The following is a 16,480-nucleotide window of genomic DNA, read 5'->3' as shown; positions in this document are numbered from 1 at the left end:
TCATTTCAGGGTTACCGTCGAAGCGATCAGGACACTGCGCCTGAACCGTATTTGCCGACCAGCAACGCACCGCTCGCGAAACGATCGAGCGAGTAGGGCGCGAGCGAGACGTCGCTCGCGTGGCCCAGCGCGTGCTGCGCGAGAATCTTGCCGATTCCCGGCGACAGCTTGAAGCCGTGCCCGGAGAAACCGAACCCGACCGTCAATCCTTCTATATCCCCGACTGGGCCGAGCACGGGGTTCCAGTCCGGCGTGACGTCGTACACCCCGGTCCACGATGAAGCGAGCCCCGCCATTTCGTATGCGGTAAAACGTTCTGCAACCTGGGCACCGACCTCGCCGACATAGTCGAGCGAGATGTCGCCTTGCTCGGTCTCAGGGGCGTTCAACGTTTCACCGACCACGCCTTCGGACACGAGCATCTGGCTGCCGCCGTAGCTGCGGAAATACAGCATGCCCGGCGAGCCGAGATCCTTGAAGGCCGGCATGTTGAATGTATACGGCGCGGCGTCGCACTCCAGAGCGAGCACAGTATGGCGTTCCGGCTTGACGGGCAACGGCACGCCAATCCACCCCGCGAGTTCCGGTGTCCAGATGTTCTGCGTGCTGATCAGCGCCCCGCAACTGAAGGTGCCGGCCGATGTTTCGATGCCGGTCACCCGCCGGCCATCACGCACGAGGCCGGTCACGGTCGTGTTCTCCATGATCTTCACACCGCGCCGGCGAGCTGAACGCGCGAAGCCGGTTGCGACAAGATACGCATCGGCGAAACCCGCTTCGGGTTCATAGCCGATCAACGCGGCATCGTCGAATTGAGCGATCGGCAAACGCTCGCGCGCTTCAGCCTTCGAGAGCAGTTGCACCTCGATGCCCATGCCTTGCTGCGCATCGAGCGAAGCTTGCAACGGCGCGAGCTTGTCCCCTTCGGGCGCGCAGATCATATAACCGCATTTCACGAGACCGCATGAGGCTTCATCGTCATCCACGTAATCCGCGAAGTTGTTGAACGCGTGCCACGACGAACGCGCGAGTTCCACGTTCTGCCGCACGGAATAGTGCGTGCGCAATAGCCCCGATGACTGCGACGTCGTGCCCGCTCCGATCGTGCCGCGATCCACGACCAGCACGCTTTTGGCACCCAGCGCAGCGAGATGATGGGCAACCGATGCGCCGATGACCCCGGCGCCGATCACGATGAAGTCGTAATGGCTCATGGCACTTCCTGAAAGAAGATCGATGAGCGGATTGTAGGAAGGAGAAATGCTAAGCCGCTTTGTATTAATAAAACTTATGCAGAGCGCGCGGATTGATGCAGACTTCAGGCGGCGCTCATCGTCGTTACGATGCCCACTTGCGGCCTGGAAGGCTTCAGCCGCATTCCGGGTTCGCCTTAAGCGAGAAGGTTCAAATGGCGGCGATGCAATCAATCTCTATGTCGAAATTCCCCGCCCATGCGGGAACGCAGACGAAGATTCGAGCCGGTGGATCCTGGGGAAAGTAGCGAACGTAGACCGCGTTGATGGCCGCAAACTTCTCGACCGACGTGCAATACACGTTGCACTTCAAAACGTTCTCCAACGACGACCCTGCTGTTTCGAGGCAAAGCTTCATTTGCTCGAGCGCCAACTCGGTCTGACGTTCGATCGACGCGTTGACAACCTCTCCCGTGTCGGGATCGAACGGAGGAAGGCCCGAAAGATACAGGGTATCGCCATGTCTCGTCATGACGGAGGCTGGTGCTTTCCATTTTTCCAGATACGAGGAAAGGGGCTCGACGCGGATGATCTGCCTTTTCATTGGAACGCTCCTGCGGTGCGGGGCTCGGATGAAAGCAGATTACCCTCGCCTTGCCGACCAACGTTTCAGCCCGTCATGAAATGAGAACTGCACGGAGAGCACGAACGTGCCCCCACGTTCATCGCGCACTTTGCATAAGCGCTAGTGATGAACTTTATAAGCGAGCCACCCGGCAGCGTGCCTCGACGCACCAAGCAGGGCAAACAGCGCACCGCCGTAAGGCGGTCGTGTTTCCCTGTACTGCCATCCGTGCTACCCCTCATGCTGGCTGGATGGTTTCCTGTCATGAACTTTTAGTTCTCAATGGGAAACGTGGCACGATCATTGCATTGCTATGTCGGTGAGTGTTCGGAGCCTTCATTCGGCTGCGGTCGGTGGGTACAGGATGATCGACAGGAACTGGATGGGCATCTTGATCAGCTTTTCCGGACCGTGCGGAACATCGCCCTGGAACGTGAGGGTGTCGCCCGGATGCAGGACATAGGTTTGCTGGCCGTGCCGGTATTCAATCACACCTTTCAGCATGTGGATGAATTCGGTGCCCGGATGCTCGAAGATTGGAAATCGTTCAGCTTCGTCATCCATTGTGATGAGAAACGGTTCGAAGATTTTCTTGGGGCCTTGGTCATAGGCAAGCAGGTGATAGGTGTGGCCGCGTTTCGTCCCTTTGCGGACCACTTCCATGCCGGCCCCTTTTTTGACGAACTGGGCACCACCGTCGGGAGTGTCGTAATTGCGAAACAGGGCCGACATGGACACGCCGAGGGCCTGGGCGATCCGGTTGAGAACATCGAGTCCGGTCGACGTCTGGGCATTTTCGATCTTCGACAACATGCCGCGGCTGATGCCGGCCTGCTCGCAAACCTGGGCAATGGTCAAGCCATGGCGCTGGCGAAGTTCGCGGATGGTCGCGCCAAGGTAATGCTCCAGCGGATTCTTGCGGTCATCCTCGGTTTGCATTGCACGCCTCATGAGAAAACGGCAGGTTAGCAGATCAGTTGAGGTAGGTACGTGCCAGATGTTTCATGGCATGAATTATTGTTGCATATCAATAAATTCGTGCACATACTACGAACTTGCTTGGCAGAGCACCGGGACGGGTGATTTTCGAGCGGGTCGTAGTCGGGCCATGCAAAAGAGCATGGCGTTTTCAACCAACGATAGACGATGCAAGGAGTCACGATGAACCTGAACGATGGCGGCAAAGCGCCGGTCGCGGAGCTTGGCACCGAGCTTGGCACGGTCCCGCGCTTTGAATCCGCGCAGGATGCGCAAAGCTGGCTCGTGCAGCAAGGTGTGAAATACGTGCTGGCGCAGTTCGTCGATATTCACGGCGTGGCCAAGGCCAAGTCAGTGCCGGTCGCGCACCTCAACAGCATTCTCACCGCGGGTGCCGGGTTCGCGGGTTTCGCGATCTGGGGCGTGGGCATCGAGCCGAATGGCCCGGACTTCATGGCGGTAGGCGATCTCTCGACCCTCACCACCGTGCCCTGGCAAAGCGGTACGGCGCGCATTGTGTGCGAGGGCCATGTCAAGGGCGAACCCTGGGCCTACGATGCACGCGTGACGCTTAAAAAGCAGATAGCGCGCCTGACGGAGCGCAAATGGACCTTGTTTACCGGGCTTGAACCGGAATTCTCGCTGCTCAAGCGAACGGTGACGGGGGTTATCGAGCCGTGCGATGCCAGCGATACGCTCGCCAAACCCTGCTACGACTACAAGGGTTTGTCGCGTACGCGTGCGTTCCTGGAAAAGCTCACCGAGTCGATGCGCGCTGCGGGAATCGATGTCTATCAGATCGATCACGAGGACGCGAACGGCCAGTTCGAAATCAACTATACGTACACGGATTGCCTGACCTCCTGCGATCACTACGTGTTCTTCAAGATGGCGGCCTCCGAGATCGCGAACGAGATGGGCCTGATTTGCTCGTTCATGCCCAAGCCGTTCGCGAACCGGCCCGGCAACGGCATGCACATGCACATGTCCATTGGCGATGGCGTGAGCAATCTTTTCTCAGACAAAAGCGATCCGTCTGGCATGGGCTTGTCGAAGCTTGCGTATCACTTCACGGCGGGTTTGCTGGCCCACGCACCGGCGCTCACCGCGCTGTGCAACCCGACCGTGAACTCATACAAGCGGCTGGTGGTAGGCCGTTCGCTGACCGGTGCAACCTGGGCGCCCGCGTACATCAGCTACGGCGACAACAACCGCTCGACGATGGTGCGCGTGCCGGGCGAGCGCATTGAACTGCGCCTGCCCGACGGTGCGTGCAATCCGTATCTGGCGACAGCCGCAGTGATTGCGGCAGGTCTCGACGGCGTGGAACGCGAGCTGTCGCCCGGCGCACCTGCGAATGAAAACCTCTACGAGTGGTCGCCGGCCAAGCTGCGCGAACACGGCATTGGCGTATTGCCGCAGAACCTCGAGCATGCGCTGGATGCACTCGAGAGCGACCGCCTGATCTGCGATGCGCTCGGCCCTGTCGCCGATGAATTCCTCAAGCTCAAGCGTATGGAATGGCTCGAATACATGCGGCATGTGTCGGATTGGGAAATGAAGAGTTATCTGGAATTTTTCTGAGGAGAAGCACGATGTGCGGAATCGTAGGTTTGCTGGTGAAAACGCCGGCACTGCGCGAGCAGCTTGGGGCATTGATGGTGCCGATGCTGATCGGCATGACCGAGCGCGGCCCCGACTCGGCCGGGCTGGCGGTGTTCAGCCAGCCGCTGGACGCGGCCAAGCGAAAACTCAGCCTGTATTCGGGGTTCACCCCCGAGGGCGATCGGTTCGACTGGAACGGGATGACCGCTGCATTGAACGGCGCAATGAATGCGCACGCGCAGGTCGACGCGCAAGGCAATCACGCGATCCTGACCTTGAAAGGTGACCCGGAAACCGTGAAGACCTGGCTGCGCGCCGCGTATCCTAAGGTGTCCCTGCTCTCCACGGGACGTTCCATCGATTTGTACAAGGACATCGGCACGCCGGCGCAAGTGGCGGCGCGTTACGACTTCGCGAATCTGAAGGGCTCGCATCTTGTCGGCCATACACGCATGGCGACCGAGTCGGCGGTGACACCCGATCGCGCGCACCCGTTCACGGCCGGCGAGGATTTTTGCCTGGTTCACAACGGCTCGCTGTCGAATCCCTATGGCGTGCGCCGCATGCTTGAACCGCAAGGCATTCACTTCGATACCGACAATGACACCGAAGCCGCCTGCCGCTTTCTCGAATGGCGGCTGCGCGAAGGCGATGAATTGCCGGTAGCGCTGCAAAAGGGCTTCGAGGAACTCGACGGTTTCTACACCTTCCTGATGGGCACATCGACGGAATTGGCGTTGATTCGCGATCCGTTTGCCTGCAAGCCGGCGGTGGTGGCCGAGACCGACGACTACGTCGCGATCGCATCGGAATTCCGGTCGCTCGCGCACTTGCCCGATATCAAGCATGCCAAAGTGTTTGAACCTGCACCCGAGGAGATGTATGTATGGAAAGCGTGATCTTTGACCTGGAGAAAGCGACGGTCCGCGAGGTCAACCAGTTTCTTCACGGTGCGCCCGAGACGCTCGAAGGCCGGCAGGTGACGGTCGTTTCTCCGAACGGTGCTCACAACCTGGCGGTTGGCGTGGATGCCCCGGTTCAGGTCCTGATCGACGGACACGCCGGTTACTACGCGGGCGGCATGAACAAACACGCGACCATCATTGTGGAAGGCAGCGCGGGCACAGGTGTCGCCGAGAACATGATGAGCGGCAAGGTCCACGTGAAGGGTTTCGCGTCGAATGGCGCGGGGGCATCGGCGCATGGTGGCCTGCTCGTGATCGACGGCGACGCGGGCCTGCGCTGCGGAATCTCGCTGAAAGGTGGCGACATTGTGGTCGGCGGGTCGGTCGGCAGTTTCTCGGCGTTCATGGCGCAGGCGGGCCGCATGGTGATCTGCGGCGACGCCGGCGATGCTCTTGGCGACTCCCTCTATGAAGCGGTGCTCTACGTGCGCGGCTCGGTGAAGTCGCTCGGCGCTGACGCGCGGTACGAAGAGATGACCGACGCCGACGTCTCCACCGTTCGCGATCTGCTGAAAGCCGCGGGACTGAATCACGATCCGATGTCGTTCAGACGCATTGCTTCGGCGCGCACCCTCTACCACTGGAACGCCGACGCGAACCAGGAATATTGACATTCCGTTTTTCTGAGAAGGTCCCCATGGAAGCCAAACCGGTTCATTTCGCCCGGCTGCAGCAAGAAGAGTCAGCAGGTTATGACCGCAGCACGATCGACTATATCCACACCGCGGCACAGCGCGGCCTGTACGAAATCCGCGGTCTTGGTGCGAAGCGCAAGGTGCCGCATTTCGATGACCTGCTGTTTCTCGGCGCATCGCTTTCGCGTTATCCGCTTGAAGGCTATCGCGAGAAATGTGCGACCAGGACCGTGCTCGGTACGCGCTTTGCGAAGAAGCCCATCGTGCTGGATATCCCGATCACGATTGCAGGAATGAGTTTCGGCGCGCTCTCGGCGAACGTGAAAGAAGCGCTCGGGCAAGCCGCGACCGCGATGGGCACGTCTACCACGACCGGCGATGGCGGCATGACGCAGGAAGAACGCCGCTCATCCAAGACGCTGGTGTACCAGTGCCTGCCGTCACGCTATGGCTGGAATCCCGACGACGTGCGCCGCGCTGATGCAATAGAAATAGTCATCGGGCAGGGTGCGAAGCCGGGCGGCGGCGGCATGTTGCTCGGGCAGAAGGTCAACCCGCGCGTGGCTGCCATGCGCACGCTCCCCGCGGGTATCGACCAGCGTTCGGCAAGCCGTCATCCCGATTGGACTGGTCCCGACGACCTCTTGATCAAGATCCAGGAGTTACGCGAGATCACGGATTGGGAAAAGCCGATTTATGTGAAGGTCGGCGCAACGCGCACCTTCAACGACGTGAAGCTTGCCGTTCACGCCGGCGCCGATGTAGTCGTGATCGATGGCATGCAGGGTGGCACGGCCGCGACGCAGACATGTTTTATCGAGAACGTCGGCATTCCGACGCTGGCGGCCGTTCGTCAGGCGGTGGACGCGCTTGAAGATCTGAACATGAAGGGGCAGGTGCAATTGATCGTGTCGGGCGGGATTCGCACCGGTGCCGACATTGCGAAGGCCCTGGCGATGGGTGCGGATGCCGTGGCGATCGGGCAAGGCATGTTGATGGCGCTGGGTTGCAACAGCGATACGTATTTTCAAAACGGTGGCCTGCATTCGGCAGCGGTGGATTATGCGGCGCTGGGTACATCGGCCGGTTTTTGCCATCATTGTCATACCGGCAAATGCCCGGTCGGCGTCACGACCCAGGACACGTTGCTTGAACAGCGCGTGCAGCCCGAAGAAGGCTCGCGTCGGGTACGCAATTATCTCAAGACGCTGAACATGGAACTGACGACGATCGCGCGGGCTTGCGGCAAGCAGAATGTCCATCACCTCGAGCCTGAGGATCTGGTGGCACTGACGGTAGAAGCCGCGGCCATGGCGCGGGTGCCGTTGGCCGGTACGTCCTGGATTCCGGGATTGACCTGAATAGAAACAGAGCGCATCAGTCGAGACATGAAGGATCTTGAATCGCGGTTATCAGCAGTTCGAGAAACGCGTTCACGGCCTTGGGTAAGGTACGCCCGGCCATGGTTTGAACCTGAAGTGTCCGCTGATGCAACTCAGGATTGCTGATAGGCACAGCAGCGAGATTGTCCGGCTTCAGGCGGCTGCGAACCGTCAGGTAACCGACCAGCGTGACCGCTTTGGTTTGCTGCACGAAGGTCTGCAGGGCGCTGCCATAGTTGCTCACGAACACGGGCTCGAAGCTCAGGCCTTCCAGGCTGCAGGCGATATCGAATAATTGTCTGACGATTACGCCCTCGTGATAGATCGCAAGCGGCCATGGTTTCAGGTCGGCAAGCGACACGGACTTCTGCTGCGCGAGGGGATGGTCCCGTGCGACCAGTGCAAAGATCGGCGCTCGCTGCGCGTAGTGCACGTTGACGTCCTTCTCAGGCGCGACGCTGAAACACACGGCAATGTCGGCGGTACCGTCACGCACTCGCTGCGTGGCTTCGGACGGCCCATCCACATCAAGTTGAAAATGCGCCGCTGGCCAGGTCTTCAGGAAGTGCACGAACACCTGCGGCAGGAAATCCCGGGCGACCCCTTCCGAACTCGATACGCGGATCGTGGCGCGACGATCCGTCGTCAGGCCGCGAATCTCCTCGGTCACCCGATCCTGCTCCATCAGGCTGCGATGCGCATGCGCGGCCAGGAGGCGTCCTGCCTCGCTCAGCACCATGCCTCGTGGCCGCCGCTCGAACAGCGGCACGCCCATCTCATCCTCCAGCTTTGCAATCTGGCGGCTCAGTGCCGATACGGCGACGAACAGCCGCTCGGACGCACGGCTTAGCGAACCGCTTCGGGCGACCTCAAGGAAATAACGCAGCGCGGTGGTTTGCATGATGCATGCCTCGTGGGAGCTTTGCCTTTTCGGCAACGGAAAGTGCCAAATATTGTCATTGTCCATAAATATCGGCGGTATCAAGATCGCGTCATCGATTTCCCGGATTAGAAGTCTCATCGCCTTTGGCATGCTTCATCGGAGATAAATAAGTGACACGCGAGTCCGCTATTCAAGCTGCAGCCGATCTGTACGATTCCGGCGTTTTTCTCGAAGACCTGCGCCGCCGCGTGGCAATGCGAACGGAGAGCCAGGAGCCTGAAAGCGGTCCGTTGTTAATCGCGTATCTCAACGAAGAGATCGCGCCTGTGCTGGCCGAACTCGGCTTCACCTCCAGGCTGGTCGACAACCCCGCGAAGGGCGCAGGGCCGTTCCTGATCGCGCATCGTCACGAAAGCGATGACCTGCCGACGGTCCTGACCTACGGCCATGGAGACGTTGTACGGGGCTACGACGCGCAGTGGCGCGATGGGTTGTCACCGTGGCAAGTCACCGTTGCAGGGGATCACTGGTACGGCCGCGGCACCGCCGACAACAAAGGCCAGCACAGCATCAACCTGGCCGCGCTCAAGGCCGTGCTCAATGCACGCGGCGGCAGGCTCGGTTTCAATTTGAAACTGCTGGTCGAAACCGGCGAAGAAGTGGGCTCGCCCGGCCTGCATGCGGTGTGCGAGACGCTTCGCGACGAATTGAGCGCTGACGTATTGATCGCGTCCGATGGCCCGCGCCTGGGCGCCGCGCACCCAACGATCTTTCTCGGTTCCCGCGGCGTGGTGAACTTCAAGCTCGATGTGAACCTGCGCGAAGGCGGCCATCATTCGGGCAACTGGGGCGGCTTGTTGCGCAATCCCGGCGTGGTGCTGGCCAGCGCGATTGCGTCGATGGTCGATGCCAACGGGCGCATCCTTGTTGAAGGTCTCAGACCACCGGAAGTACCGCAAGCGGTGCGGCGTGCGCTGGAGGGCATTAGCGTTGGCGGCAATCCGGGCGAGCCGGAAGTCGACACTGATTATGGTGAACCCGGCCTCACGCCGGCTGAACGTGTATTCGGCTGGAACAACATGGAGGTACTGGCGTTCCGGACCGGCAATCCCGAGAAGCCGGTCAATGCAATCCCGCCGCACGCGTTTGCCTACATGCAGATCCGCTTCGTGGTCGGAACGGACTGGAAAAATCTCGAGCAGATCGTGCGTCGCCATCTGGATGAACGGGGCTTCGAGAGGGTTCGCGTCGAGGTGGACCGGGGCACGCCGGCCACGCGCGTGGACCCTGACAACCCCTGGGTGCAGTGGGCCGTGCGCTCGCTCAAGCAGACCACCGGGCGGGCGCCCGTGCTCCTGCCGAACCTTGGCGGTACGCTGCCCAATGATGTCTTCGCGGACATCCTCGGCATGCCCACGCTATGGGTGCCGCATTCGTATCCCGGCTGTTCGCAGCACGCACCCGACGAGCATTTGCTTGGACCGGTCGTGCGAGAGGGTCTGCGCATCATGGCTGGGCTGTTCTGGGATCTGGGCCAACCCGGTGGATCTGAGTACCCCGCCTTCGAGCGGAGGAGCGCCCGATGAGCACGGAATCCGCCACCACCGTTTTGCCCGGCGCACAGCGACATGCCAGCATCTACAAGCTGATTGCCGCGACATCGATAGGCAATGCGCTCGAGTTCTACGATCTCGTGGTCTATGGTTATTTCGCGTCGACGTTATCGAAACTGTTCTTTCCGACCACCGATAAAACGGTGTCGTTGCTGCTGACGCTCGGCACTTTCGCGCTCTCGTATCTCGCGCGTCCGGTGGGCGCGTTCGTGCTGGGCTCGTATAGCGACCGCAAGGGCCGCAAGGCGTCACTAACACTCTCCATTGCCATGATGACGCTTGGAACCGGCATGGTCGCGCTGATGCCCGGCTACGCGACCATTGGCTTACTCGCGCCCATCGGCATCTTCGCGTCGCGGGTGTTGCAGGGATTCTCGGCGGGTGGTGAGTTCGGCAGTTCGACGGCTTTCCTCACCGAGCATGCGCCCGCGCGCAGCGGTTTCATGGCGAGCTGGCAGTTCGCGAGCCAGGGAGCAAGCGTACTGGTTGCATCGGCGTTCGGCGCGGTGCTGACTAGCACGCTCACGCCGGCGCAACTCGAAGGCTGGGGTTGGCGCATCCCGTTCCTCTTCGGCCTCTCGATTGGCCCGGTGGGTTGGTATATCCGCCGCCATGTCGATGAAACGCCGGAGTTCGAACGCACGGAACGCTCCGCTTCGCCCATTCGTGAAGTGATGGCCACGCAGAAGGAACGATTGCTGGTGTGCATCGGTTCGCTGGTGCTGACGACCACCGCCAATTACATGCTGCTCTACATGCCGACGTATGCAACCAGGCAACTGGGGCTTGCGCCGTCGTATGGATTTATTGCGACGCTGGCGGCGGGTTTTATCGTCATGGTCCTGACGCCGGTGGTCGGCCATTGGTCCGACAAAGTGGGCCGCACCCGCATCATGCTGGGCGCTGGATCAGTGTTTTTCTTGACCATCTATCCGGCGTTCATGTTCATGAACGCGCATCCCTCGCTACTGACGTTGCTCGCCGCGATCATCTGGGTTGCCGTACTCAAGGCCATCTATTTCGCGCCCATTCCCGCGTTGATGTCGGACCTGTTTCCGGTCCGTACGCGGACCACCGGCATGGCAGTGGGCTACAACGTTGGCACTACGGTCTTCGGCGGTTTCACACCGCTTGCGGTCGCTTCGCTGATCGCGGTGACCGGCAATAACCTGGCGCCCGGCCTCTATCTGATGCTCGCGGCCATCATCAGTCTCTTCACGCTGCTGTGGGCGCGAACGCGCCTGAAAGTGCATTGAACCGTTGGATGAACAATTGGACATGACCGAAATGAAGGATTTGCAGCAAGCCATACAGTTCTCGATAGATCATGAAAGCCTCTGGGACCGCAATGTGGATGGCGCCTGGGGCGTACATGTGAACGATCCGCCGCCGTGGAACCGGCTGCTGGGTCCTGTGCATGACCGCGGTCCGGTTTCCGGTGCCATCTCCGTCGATGGCCAAGTGCTCACTACATGGGGGGAGCCTGATCGCGCCGACTTGACGTTTAGCATTGCCAAGACCTACCTCGCCTTGCTGGCCGGCGTGGCGTTTGATCGGGGCTTGCTGCCGAACGTGAGCGAGCCGGTGCATATACGCGTACCGGGTATCGGATTCGATGATGAGCACAATGCCCGCATTACCTGGGCGCATCTGCTTCAACAAACCAGTGAATGGCGAGGTGAGTGTTTCGGACTGTCGGACCAGGCGGACCACTTTCGCGCGGTGACATTCGGCCGCGCGCCCGATGGCAAGAAGGGCGACCTTCGAAGGGTGCAGGCACCTGGAACGTACTGGGAATACAACGACGTCCGCATCAACCAGTTCTCACTGGCGCTGCTGCATTTGTTTGGCCGGCCGCTGCCGGAGATATTTCGCGAGGCGATCATGCAGCCGCTTGGGGCCAGTGAAGACTGGCAATGGGTGGGGTATGACAATGCGTGGGTCGATCTCAACGGGCAACGCATGCAGTCAGTTCCGGGCGGAACGCACTGGGGCGGGGGGCTGTCGATCAGCGCGAACGATCAGCTCAAGGTGGCTCGTCTTTTTGTCGATGATGGAATGGTGGACGGGCGCCGGATCATCTCGAGTGAATGGCTGGCGCGTATGAGAACGCCTTGCGCGCTTGCGCCTTACTATGGTTATCTGGTGTGGCTCAATCACGAACGCCGCGTGTTTCCGAGCGTGCCGGCGTCGAGCTACTTTGCAATTGGCGCGGGTAGTTCGTTCACGTGGATCGAACCCGAGCGAAAGATGGCGGTGGTGGTCCGCTGGCTGAATTCCGCTCACGCCAATGAGTTTTTCGGGCTGGTGTTGAACGCGGTGGACGGGTAGTGGCACGTTGAGAGTGAGATATCAGTGAACAGCTTGCGAACGTGGGGATGCAACCGGGTTTGCCGCGCGCACTGAATATCGTACGATCTGGGCGACGACAAAAAAGGAGACGCCCGTGAGACTCGTCGCCGTGATCATCACGTTTTTTTTCCTGCTTGCCGCGCCAGCCATTGCCGCTGATGTCGGATTCGAAGAGGTCAGGATAGCGAATGGCACGCAGCCGCCGCTAACGGCCGGGATCTGGTATCCGACTAACGCAATGGCGACACCGCATTCCTTGGGAGATTCCACCCAGACTGTCGCGCAGGGCGGTCCGGTCGAAGGCCGTGGCCTGCCGCTTATCGTGATGTCGCATGGCGGTGGCGGATGGTACGACGGTCATTACGACACGGCTCTCGCCCTCGCACACGCGGGCTTCGTGGTGGCAGCGGTCAGTCACGTCGGCGACACATTCAACGATCAGAGCCGGGTCTTGCAACTGTGGCGCCGTCCCGCCCAGCTTCGCCAACTGGTGGACTACATGCTTGACGAATGGCCTTCGCATGCGCGGCTGAATGCGGGCCGCGTCGGCGCGTTCGGTTTTTCCAATGGTGGGTTTACCGTGCTCGTGGCCGCAGGCGGGATTCCGGACCTTTCGAAGATCGGTCCGTATTGCGAGGCCCACCCGGATCATGACTTGTGCGAGGCACTGAAGCACGCAGGCGTCGATCCTCGCTCGGGCACGGAGATTCCCGCGGGCGCCTGGATTCACGATCCGCGGATCAAGGCCGTGGTCATCGCCGCGCCGGCGTTCGGCTTCACCTTCGGACGCGCGGGATTGAGCCGCGTGCGCGCTCCGATCCAGCTCTGGCGAGCCGCCGACGACCGTCATCAGCCCCACCCCTACTATGAGGAGGCGGTACGCGCCGACCTGCCTCGAGCGCCCGAATATCACGTGATCGCCAACGCCGGGCACTACGACTTTCTGCCGCCCTGCAGTGCGCGTCTGTCCCGGAAGATGCCAGACGTCTGCAACAGCCAACCAGGCTTCGACCGCGCGATGTTCCATGAACAATTCAACGCGGAAGTAGTGCGGTTTTTGCAGGCAAAGCTGCGATAGGGAAATCCCGCTTCCATGCTGTTTGACGTTCTTGACTGATTTCGAACCTGATCCTGCCGTTCGTCGCCCATTCCGGCAGACGGCAGCTTCCGAAATACAGCAGTCATTCTTGGTGGCGTAGCGTGCTTCCAGCATGTGGCCACATAACTGGATCGGACCGGAAAAAGGATCGTGTTCAGTGCGTCGTACGCCTGACGCGGTTCTCGAAAATTTTGATTAGGAATGCTTTGGTTATCTCGCATATTCAATCATGCTGACGGACGAGCGCTCGACTAGTATCTCGCCGTTTTATTACAATCCGAATTAGCAATAATATTACCTACGCACGCTTTTGCTTGTGTATATCGCTTGTGGTAAGTGTCATTGTTCAATTTCTATCGCGCAGACATGCGGGAATATACTGAGATGTCGAAGTAATATTATGTATTAATATTATTACCTGGCGAGCCTGCCGTACCGCCTCGCGGCATCGGCTGCTGTCCGCGTTGGGCAGACAATCGACGCAATGACAATGGAGACGAGCATGGCGAATCTCAGAGCGCTGCAACGGGTGGTAGTGATGCTGGTGGCCGCTAGCCTCGTGTCCTAGCCACCACCGCCAGCGACAACGATGCAACCATTTTCGCGAGCCGTCGCAAGACCCCGCGTGACGGACCGCCAGTGCGGTTCGACAGCCCGTACGTCGAGCAGCTTGCTGGCATCTGTGTTGTCTATCAAACGATCAACTTCAAATTTCGAGCGTGGCGTGGCTGAGAGCAGTTTTTTCGACCACGAGTCGCACCCGTGCGGGATCGCGATCGAAAAAGCGTGCGATGAAGGCGCAGCATGGACCAGAGGTGCGTTGCGTTGCTCTGCAGCGCATGTGATAACCCTCCAAGAGTGAGTGACAGTTCCGAAGAGTACCTGCTTGATCAGTGTTGATTGTAAGTAAATACGTTCGTATAACTAAATTTTTCGATCTAATCAAAAAGCATGGTTTCATAGGAGGAGTTCATGATGTCCAGAGGAGTTGGATTGATTTCTGTTTTGTTGGCGATGACGGTCGCGCTCGCCGCATGTAACGGAGATAGTAGCGGCACGTCTGCATCTCAAGGCGCAGGCGTGTTGAACTCAAGTGCGTCAGCAACTGCTGCAGCCCAGCTGAACGACAGTGCATCAGCGGAAGCGGCAACGGCGTCTCCTCTACCTTGCGACGCCGCCGCAACAGCCAACACGCCGTGCTCGGCGGCTCATAGCGTGACACGCCTGCTGACAAAGAACTACAGGGGCCCGCTGTTCCAGGTTCAACGAGCGTCCGATAATACAACGTTGGACGTCTATCCCTATACGTCGGCTAACTTGCCGAATGGGGCCGACCACGCGCTGATCAGCTCGGCAAATGTCAAAAGCGCAAACTCGTTCTGCAACAATACAACCTGCTCCGTTACCTACATTTACGATCAGGTCGACCTGGTTGCACCTCTCAAGGGCGGCGCGTTCGGCAATGTGCCGGCCACCCTCACGCTCAACGCGAATGGAACAGAGTCGTTGACCGTTCCGAGCACCAGCACAGCGGCGCAGAAGGCGACGACTGTCCCGGTCCTCAACGGCTTTGCGACGATTACGCTCCCAGGAACCAGTGGGACACTGAGCGTTCAACTTCTCCAGCCTCCAACCCCGCTGACCACGCAGTCGCCGACCCACCAGATATCGATCGGTAATGATTTGCCGGCGCTGCCCGGTACGCCCGCCAAGCTCGGCTTCGTGCCGCTGCAAGGCGCCCAGATTCCGGCCTTGGGTACGTTGGCAGGACAGGCGTATCGCAACCGGTTCGGCACCGTGAACCAGTCGATCGGCGACTCGGACATTGCCGAATATATGGTGGCGGGAGCGCACTACAGCCAGTCCTCCACTTGCTGCGGGACTTACGGAAATATGGAGAGCAGTGCTAACCCCGGTACCTATGCACACGGAGAAGTCGAAGGCGAAATGTTCGCGCTGGCGTTCTCGAACGGCAACGCGGCGGTATTTGGATATTGTGACGGCAATTCGAGCCAGCCGCCAAACGTCAAGGACCCCGTATGCAACGCACTTGACATCAACTGGCCGGGCGTCGACGCAGAAGCGGGAGTGTATCTTTACGGCCCGCCGCAGCCCCCGAAGGAGAAGTTCGTCACGGTGCTCTCCAAATACTCGCCGGTGGCCGCGTCAAATATCTTCGCTGTCAAAGGCGGGTCTGCCTCGCAGAATGTACTCACGGCGCTCTACGACCAGGCGCCTCCGGAAGCGCTCAACTTTGGCAACGATGCGGGCCATGCATTCAACGGGCAATGGCAAGGCGGTCTGTCGCTCGGGGAAGGCGGTGACGGTAGCGCTGCGCCTATACAGTTCTTCGAAGGAGCGGTAATTACCAAAGCGACATCCGACCCGACCGATAACGCAATCCAGGCGAGCATTGCAAGCTTTTATGGGCCGCCGGCCGATAAGGCCGTGGCAGCCTGCTATGCAAACAATCTGGTCAATTCGCCACTCAGTCTCGCGACACCGGATGCATGGGCGCAACAAAATGGCGGGACCGCCGTGCCTGCGACTGACATCTCGGGAGTGAACAGGGGGGCCGCAACGGTTACCAGTACGAATGGCTCGTCGGTCTCGAACATCCGCGAAATCATCAGGGTTCAGGGCGGCCAATCATATAGTTTCACCGACTATGTCCTTGCTACCACGAACGCGACGGTCTTTCCTGGCGGATCAATCCAGACCGATGACCCGAACGGCTCCGAGTTTGCGTGGGTTCTCAATACGAATACGGGCGCTATAGTTCGAGGGACATGGGGCTCTGGACAGGCGACGTCGCTCACCGCGGTGAAATCGGGCAACTGGTGGAAGGTGACGATGACGCTGACCGCTCCCGCGGGATCGAACAACGCGCAAGTGTTTATCGATCCGCCGACGTCTAGCGCTTCTGGTGTCCGCTCACAGCAAGCGCCGTACTTGAGTGCAACGCACTATTGTCCAAGCCTGGCAATCGTGACTGCCTCGGCAACGTAGGTGTGAAAAGGCATCGCTTTTCCGCAGACGCCAGCACTTGAGAGCATGAAGCCTCGGAGACACCAGGAAGAAGTCAGCGAGGTAGTCGCCACATGTGTACGCGGCAAGCGGTGTACGCGCAAGCGGTTCGGATGGTGGCTT

13 protein-coding genes are annotated in these 16,480 nt (G+C 59.8%); 9 read left to right on the top strand and 4 right to left on the bottom strand.

The annotated features are described in order from the left end of the window. Positions 1 to 26: 26 nt before the first annotated feature. The 3 genes from BSU04_RS16970 to BSU04_RS16960 form a co-directional block, all read right to left on the bottom strand. On the bottom strand, positions 27 to 1,214 hold the full coding sequence (locus BSU04_RS16970; protein ID WP_089161679.1) for an NAD(P)/FAD-dependent oxidoreductase: 1,188 nt from the start codon (positions 1,212 to 1,214) through the stop codon (positions 27 to 29). A gap of 190 nt (positions 1,215 to 1,404) precedes the next feature. Further along, the gene (locus BSU04_RS16965; RefSeq protein WP_089161678.1) at positions 1,405 to 1,797 is read right to left on the bottom strand and encodes a RidA family protein; all 393 of its coding nucleotides are present in this window, start codon (positions 1,795 to 1,797) and stop codon (positions 1,405 to 1,407) included. 357 nt (positions 1,798 to 2,154) lie between these two features. Further along, positions 2,155 to 2,757, bottom strand: a complete 603-nt coding sequence (locus tag BSU04_RS16960; protein ID WP_089161677.1) for a helix-turn-helix domain-containing protein — start codon at positions 2,755 to 2,757, stop codon at positions 2,155 to 2,157. Between the two features lie 222 nt (positions 2,758 to 2,979). Between BSU04_RS16960 and glnT the strand changes: the two genes are divergently transcribed. Genes glnT through BSU04_RS16940 form a run of 4 tightly spaced genes read left to right on the top strand, consistent with a single transcriptional unit; the run spans position 2,980 to position 7,362 of the window. Further along, complete coding sequence (gene glnT / locus BSU04_RS16955; protein ID WP_089161676.1) at positions 2,980 to 4,380, top strand: type III glutamate--ammonia ligase; 1,401 nt, start codon at positions 2,980 to 2,982, stop codon at positions 4,378 to 4,380. 11 nt (positions 4,381 to 4,391) lie between these two features. Then, entirely contained in the window at positions 4,392 to 5,300 is a 909-nt protein-coding gene (locus BSU04_RS16950; RefSeq protein ID WP_089161675.1) for a class II glutamine amidotransferase, read from the top strand. Further along, entirely contained in the window at positions 5,288 to 5,977 is a 690-nt protein-coding gene (locus tag BSU04_RS16945) for a protein glxC (protein WP_089161674.1), read from the top strand. The genes BSU04_RS16950 and BSU04_RS16945 overlap by 13 nt, the downstream gene beginning before the upstream one ends. A 26-nt stretch (positions 5,978 to 6,003) precedes the next feature. Beyond that, on the top strand, positions 6,004 to 7,362 hold the full coding sequence (locus BSU04_RS16940) for an FMN-binding glutamate synthase family protein (protein ID WP_089161673.1): 1,359 nt from the start codon (positions 6,004 to 6,006) through the stop codon (positions 7,360 to 7,362). A 16-nt stretch (positions 7,363 to 7,378) separates the two neighbouring features. Here the strand turns inward: BSU04_RS16940 and BSU04_RS16935 are convergent, their stop codons facing one another. Continuing rightward, positions 7,379 to 8,284 carry a LysR family transcriptional regulator gene (locus BSU04_RS16935; protein WP_089161722.1) on the bottom strand — a complete coding sequence of 302 codons (906 nt, stop codon included), beginning with the start codon at positions 8,282 to 8,284 and terminating at the stop codon, positions 7,379 to 7,381. Positions 8,285 to 8,436: 152 nt separating this feature from the next. Between BSU04_RS16935 and BSU04_RS16930 the strand changes: the two genes are divergently transcribed. The 5 genes from BSU04_RS16930 to BSU04_RS16910 all read left to right on the top strand — a co-directional run bounded on the left by BSU04_RS16930 (position 8,437) and on the right by BSU04_RS16910 (position 16,339). Next, entirely contained in the window at positions 8,437 to 9,852 is a 1,416-nt protein-coding gene (locus BSU04_RS16930; RefSeq protein WP_089161672.1) for a M20 family metallopeptidase, read from the top strand. Further along, complete coding sequence (locus BSU04_RS16925) at positions 9,849 to 11,135, top strand: MFS transporter (RefSeq protein WP_089161671.1); 1,287 nt, start codon at positions 9,849 to 9,851, stop codon at positions 11,133 to 11,135. The genes BSU04_RS16930 and BSU04_RS16925 overlap by 4 nt, the downstream gene beginning before the upstream one ends. A 22-nt stretch (positions 11,136 to 11,157) precedes the next feature. Continuing rightward, entirely contained in the window at positions 11,158 to 12,210 is a 1,053-nt protein-coding gene (locus BSU04_RS16920; RefSeq protein ID WP_373452838.1) for a serine hydrolase domain-containing protein, read from the top strand. A 115-nt stretch (positions 12,211 to 12,325) separates the two neighbouring features. Further along, entirely contained in the window at positions 12,326 to 13,309 is a 984-nt protein-coding gene (locus BSU04_RS16915) for an alpha/beta hydrolase family protein (protein WP_089161670.1), read from the top strand. A gap of 993 nt (positions 13,310 to 14,302) precedes the next feature. Beyond that, entirely contained in the window at positions 14,303 to 16,339 is a 2,037-nt protein-coding gene (locus tag BSU04_RS16910) for an arabinofuranosidase catalytic domain-containing protein (protein ID WP_089161669.1), read from the top strand. The last annotated feature ends 141 nt before the right edge of the window (positions 16,340 to 16,480 follow it).

The organism is Caballeronia sordidicola, from assembly GCF_002220365.1.
Classification (GTDB): Bacteria; Pseudomonadota; Gammaproteobacteria; order Burkholderiales; family Burkholderiaceae; genus Caballeronia; species Caballeronia sordidicola_C.
Note: the sequence above shows the minus strand (reverse complement) of the source record. Positions and strands in the feature narration are given on the sequence as shown.

Bases quoted from the DNA above. Each gene is read 5' to 3' on its own strand.
- BSU04_RS16970 (WP_089161679.1), bottom strand. From the start codon at position 1,214: ATGAGCCATTACGACTTCATCGTGATCGGCGCCGGGGTCATCGGCGCA.
- BSU04_RS16965 (WP_089161678.1), bottom strand. From the start codon at position 1,797: ATGAAAAGGCAGATCATCCGCGTCGAGCCCCTTTCCTCGTATCTGGAA.
- BSU04_RS16960 (WP_089161677.1), bottom strand. From the start codon at position 2,757: ATGCAAACCGAGGATGACCGCAAGAATCCGCTGGAGCATTACCTTGGC.
- glnT (WP_089161676.1), top strand. From the start codon at position 2,980: ATGAACCTGAACGATGGCGGCAAAGCGCCGGTCGCGGAGCTTGGCACC.
- BSU04_RS16950 (WP_089161675.1), top strand. From the start codon at position 4,392: ATGTGCGGAATCGTAGGTTTGCTGGTGAAAACGCCGGCACTGCGCGAG.
- BSU04_RS16945 (WP_089161674.1), top strand. From the start codon at position 5,288: ATGGAAAGCGTGATCTTTGACCTGGAGAAAGCGACGGTCCGCGAGGTC.
- BSU04_RS16940 (WP_089161673.1), top strand. From the start codon at position 6,004: ATGGAAGCCAAACCGGTTCATTTCGCCCGGCTGCAGCAAGAAGAGTCA.
- BSU04_RS16935 (WP_089161722.1), bottom strand. From the start codon at position 8,284: ATGCAAACCACCGCGCTGCGTTATTTCCTTGAGGTCGCCCGAAGCGGT.
- BSU04_RS16925 (WP_089161671.1), top strand. From the start codon at position 9,849: ATGAGCACGGAATCCGCCACCACCGTTTTGCCCGGCGCACAGCGACAT.
- BSU04_RS16920 (WP_373452838.1), top strand. From the start codon at position 11,158: ATGACCGAAATGAAGGATTTGCAGCAAGCCATACAGTTCTCGATAGAT.
- BSU04_RS16910 (WP_089161669.1), top strand. From the start codon at position 14,303: ATGATGTCCAGAGGAGTTGGATTGATTTCTGTTTTGTTGGCGATGACG.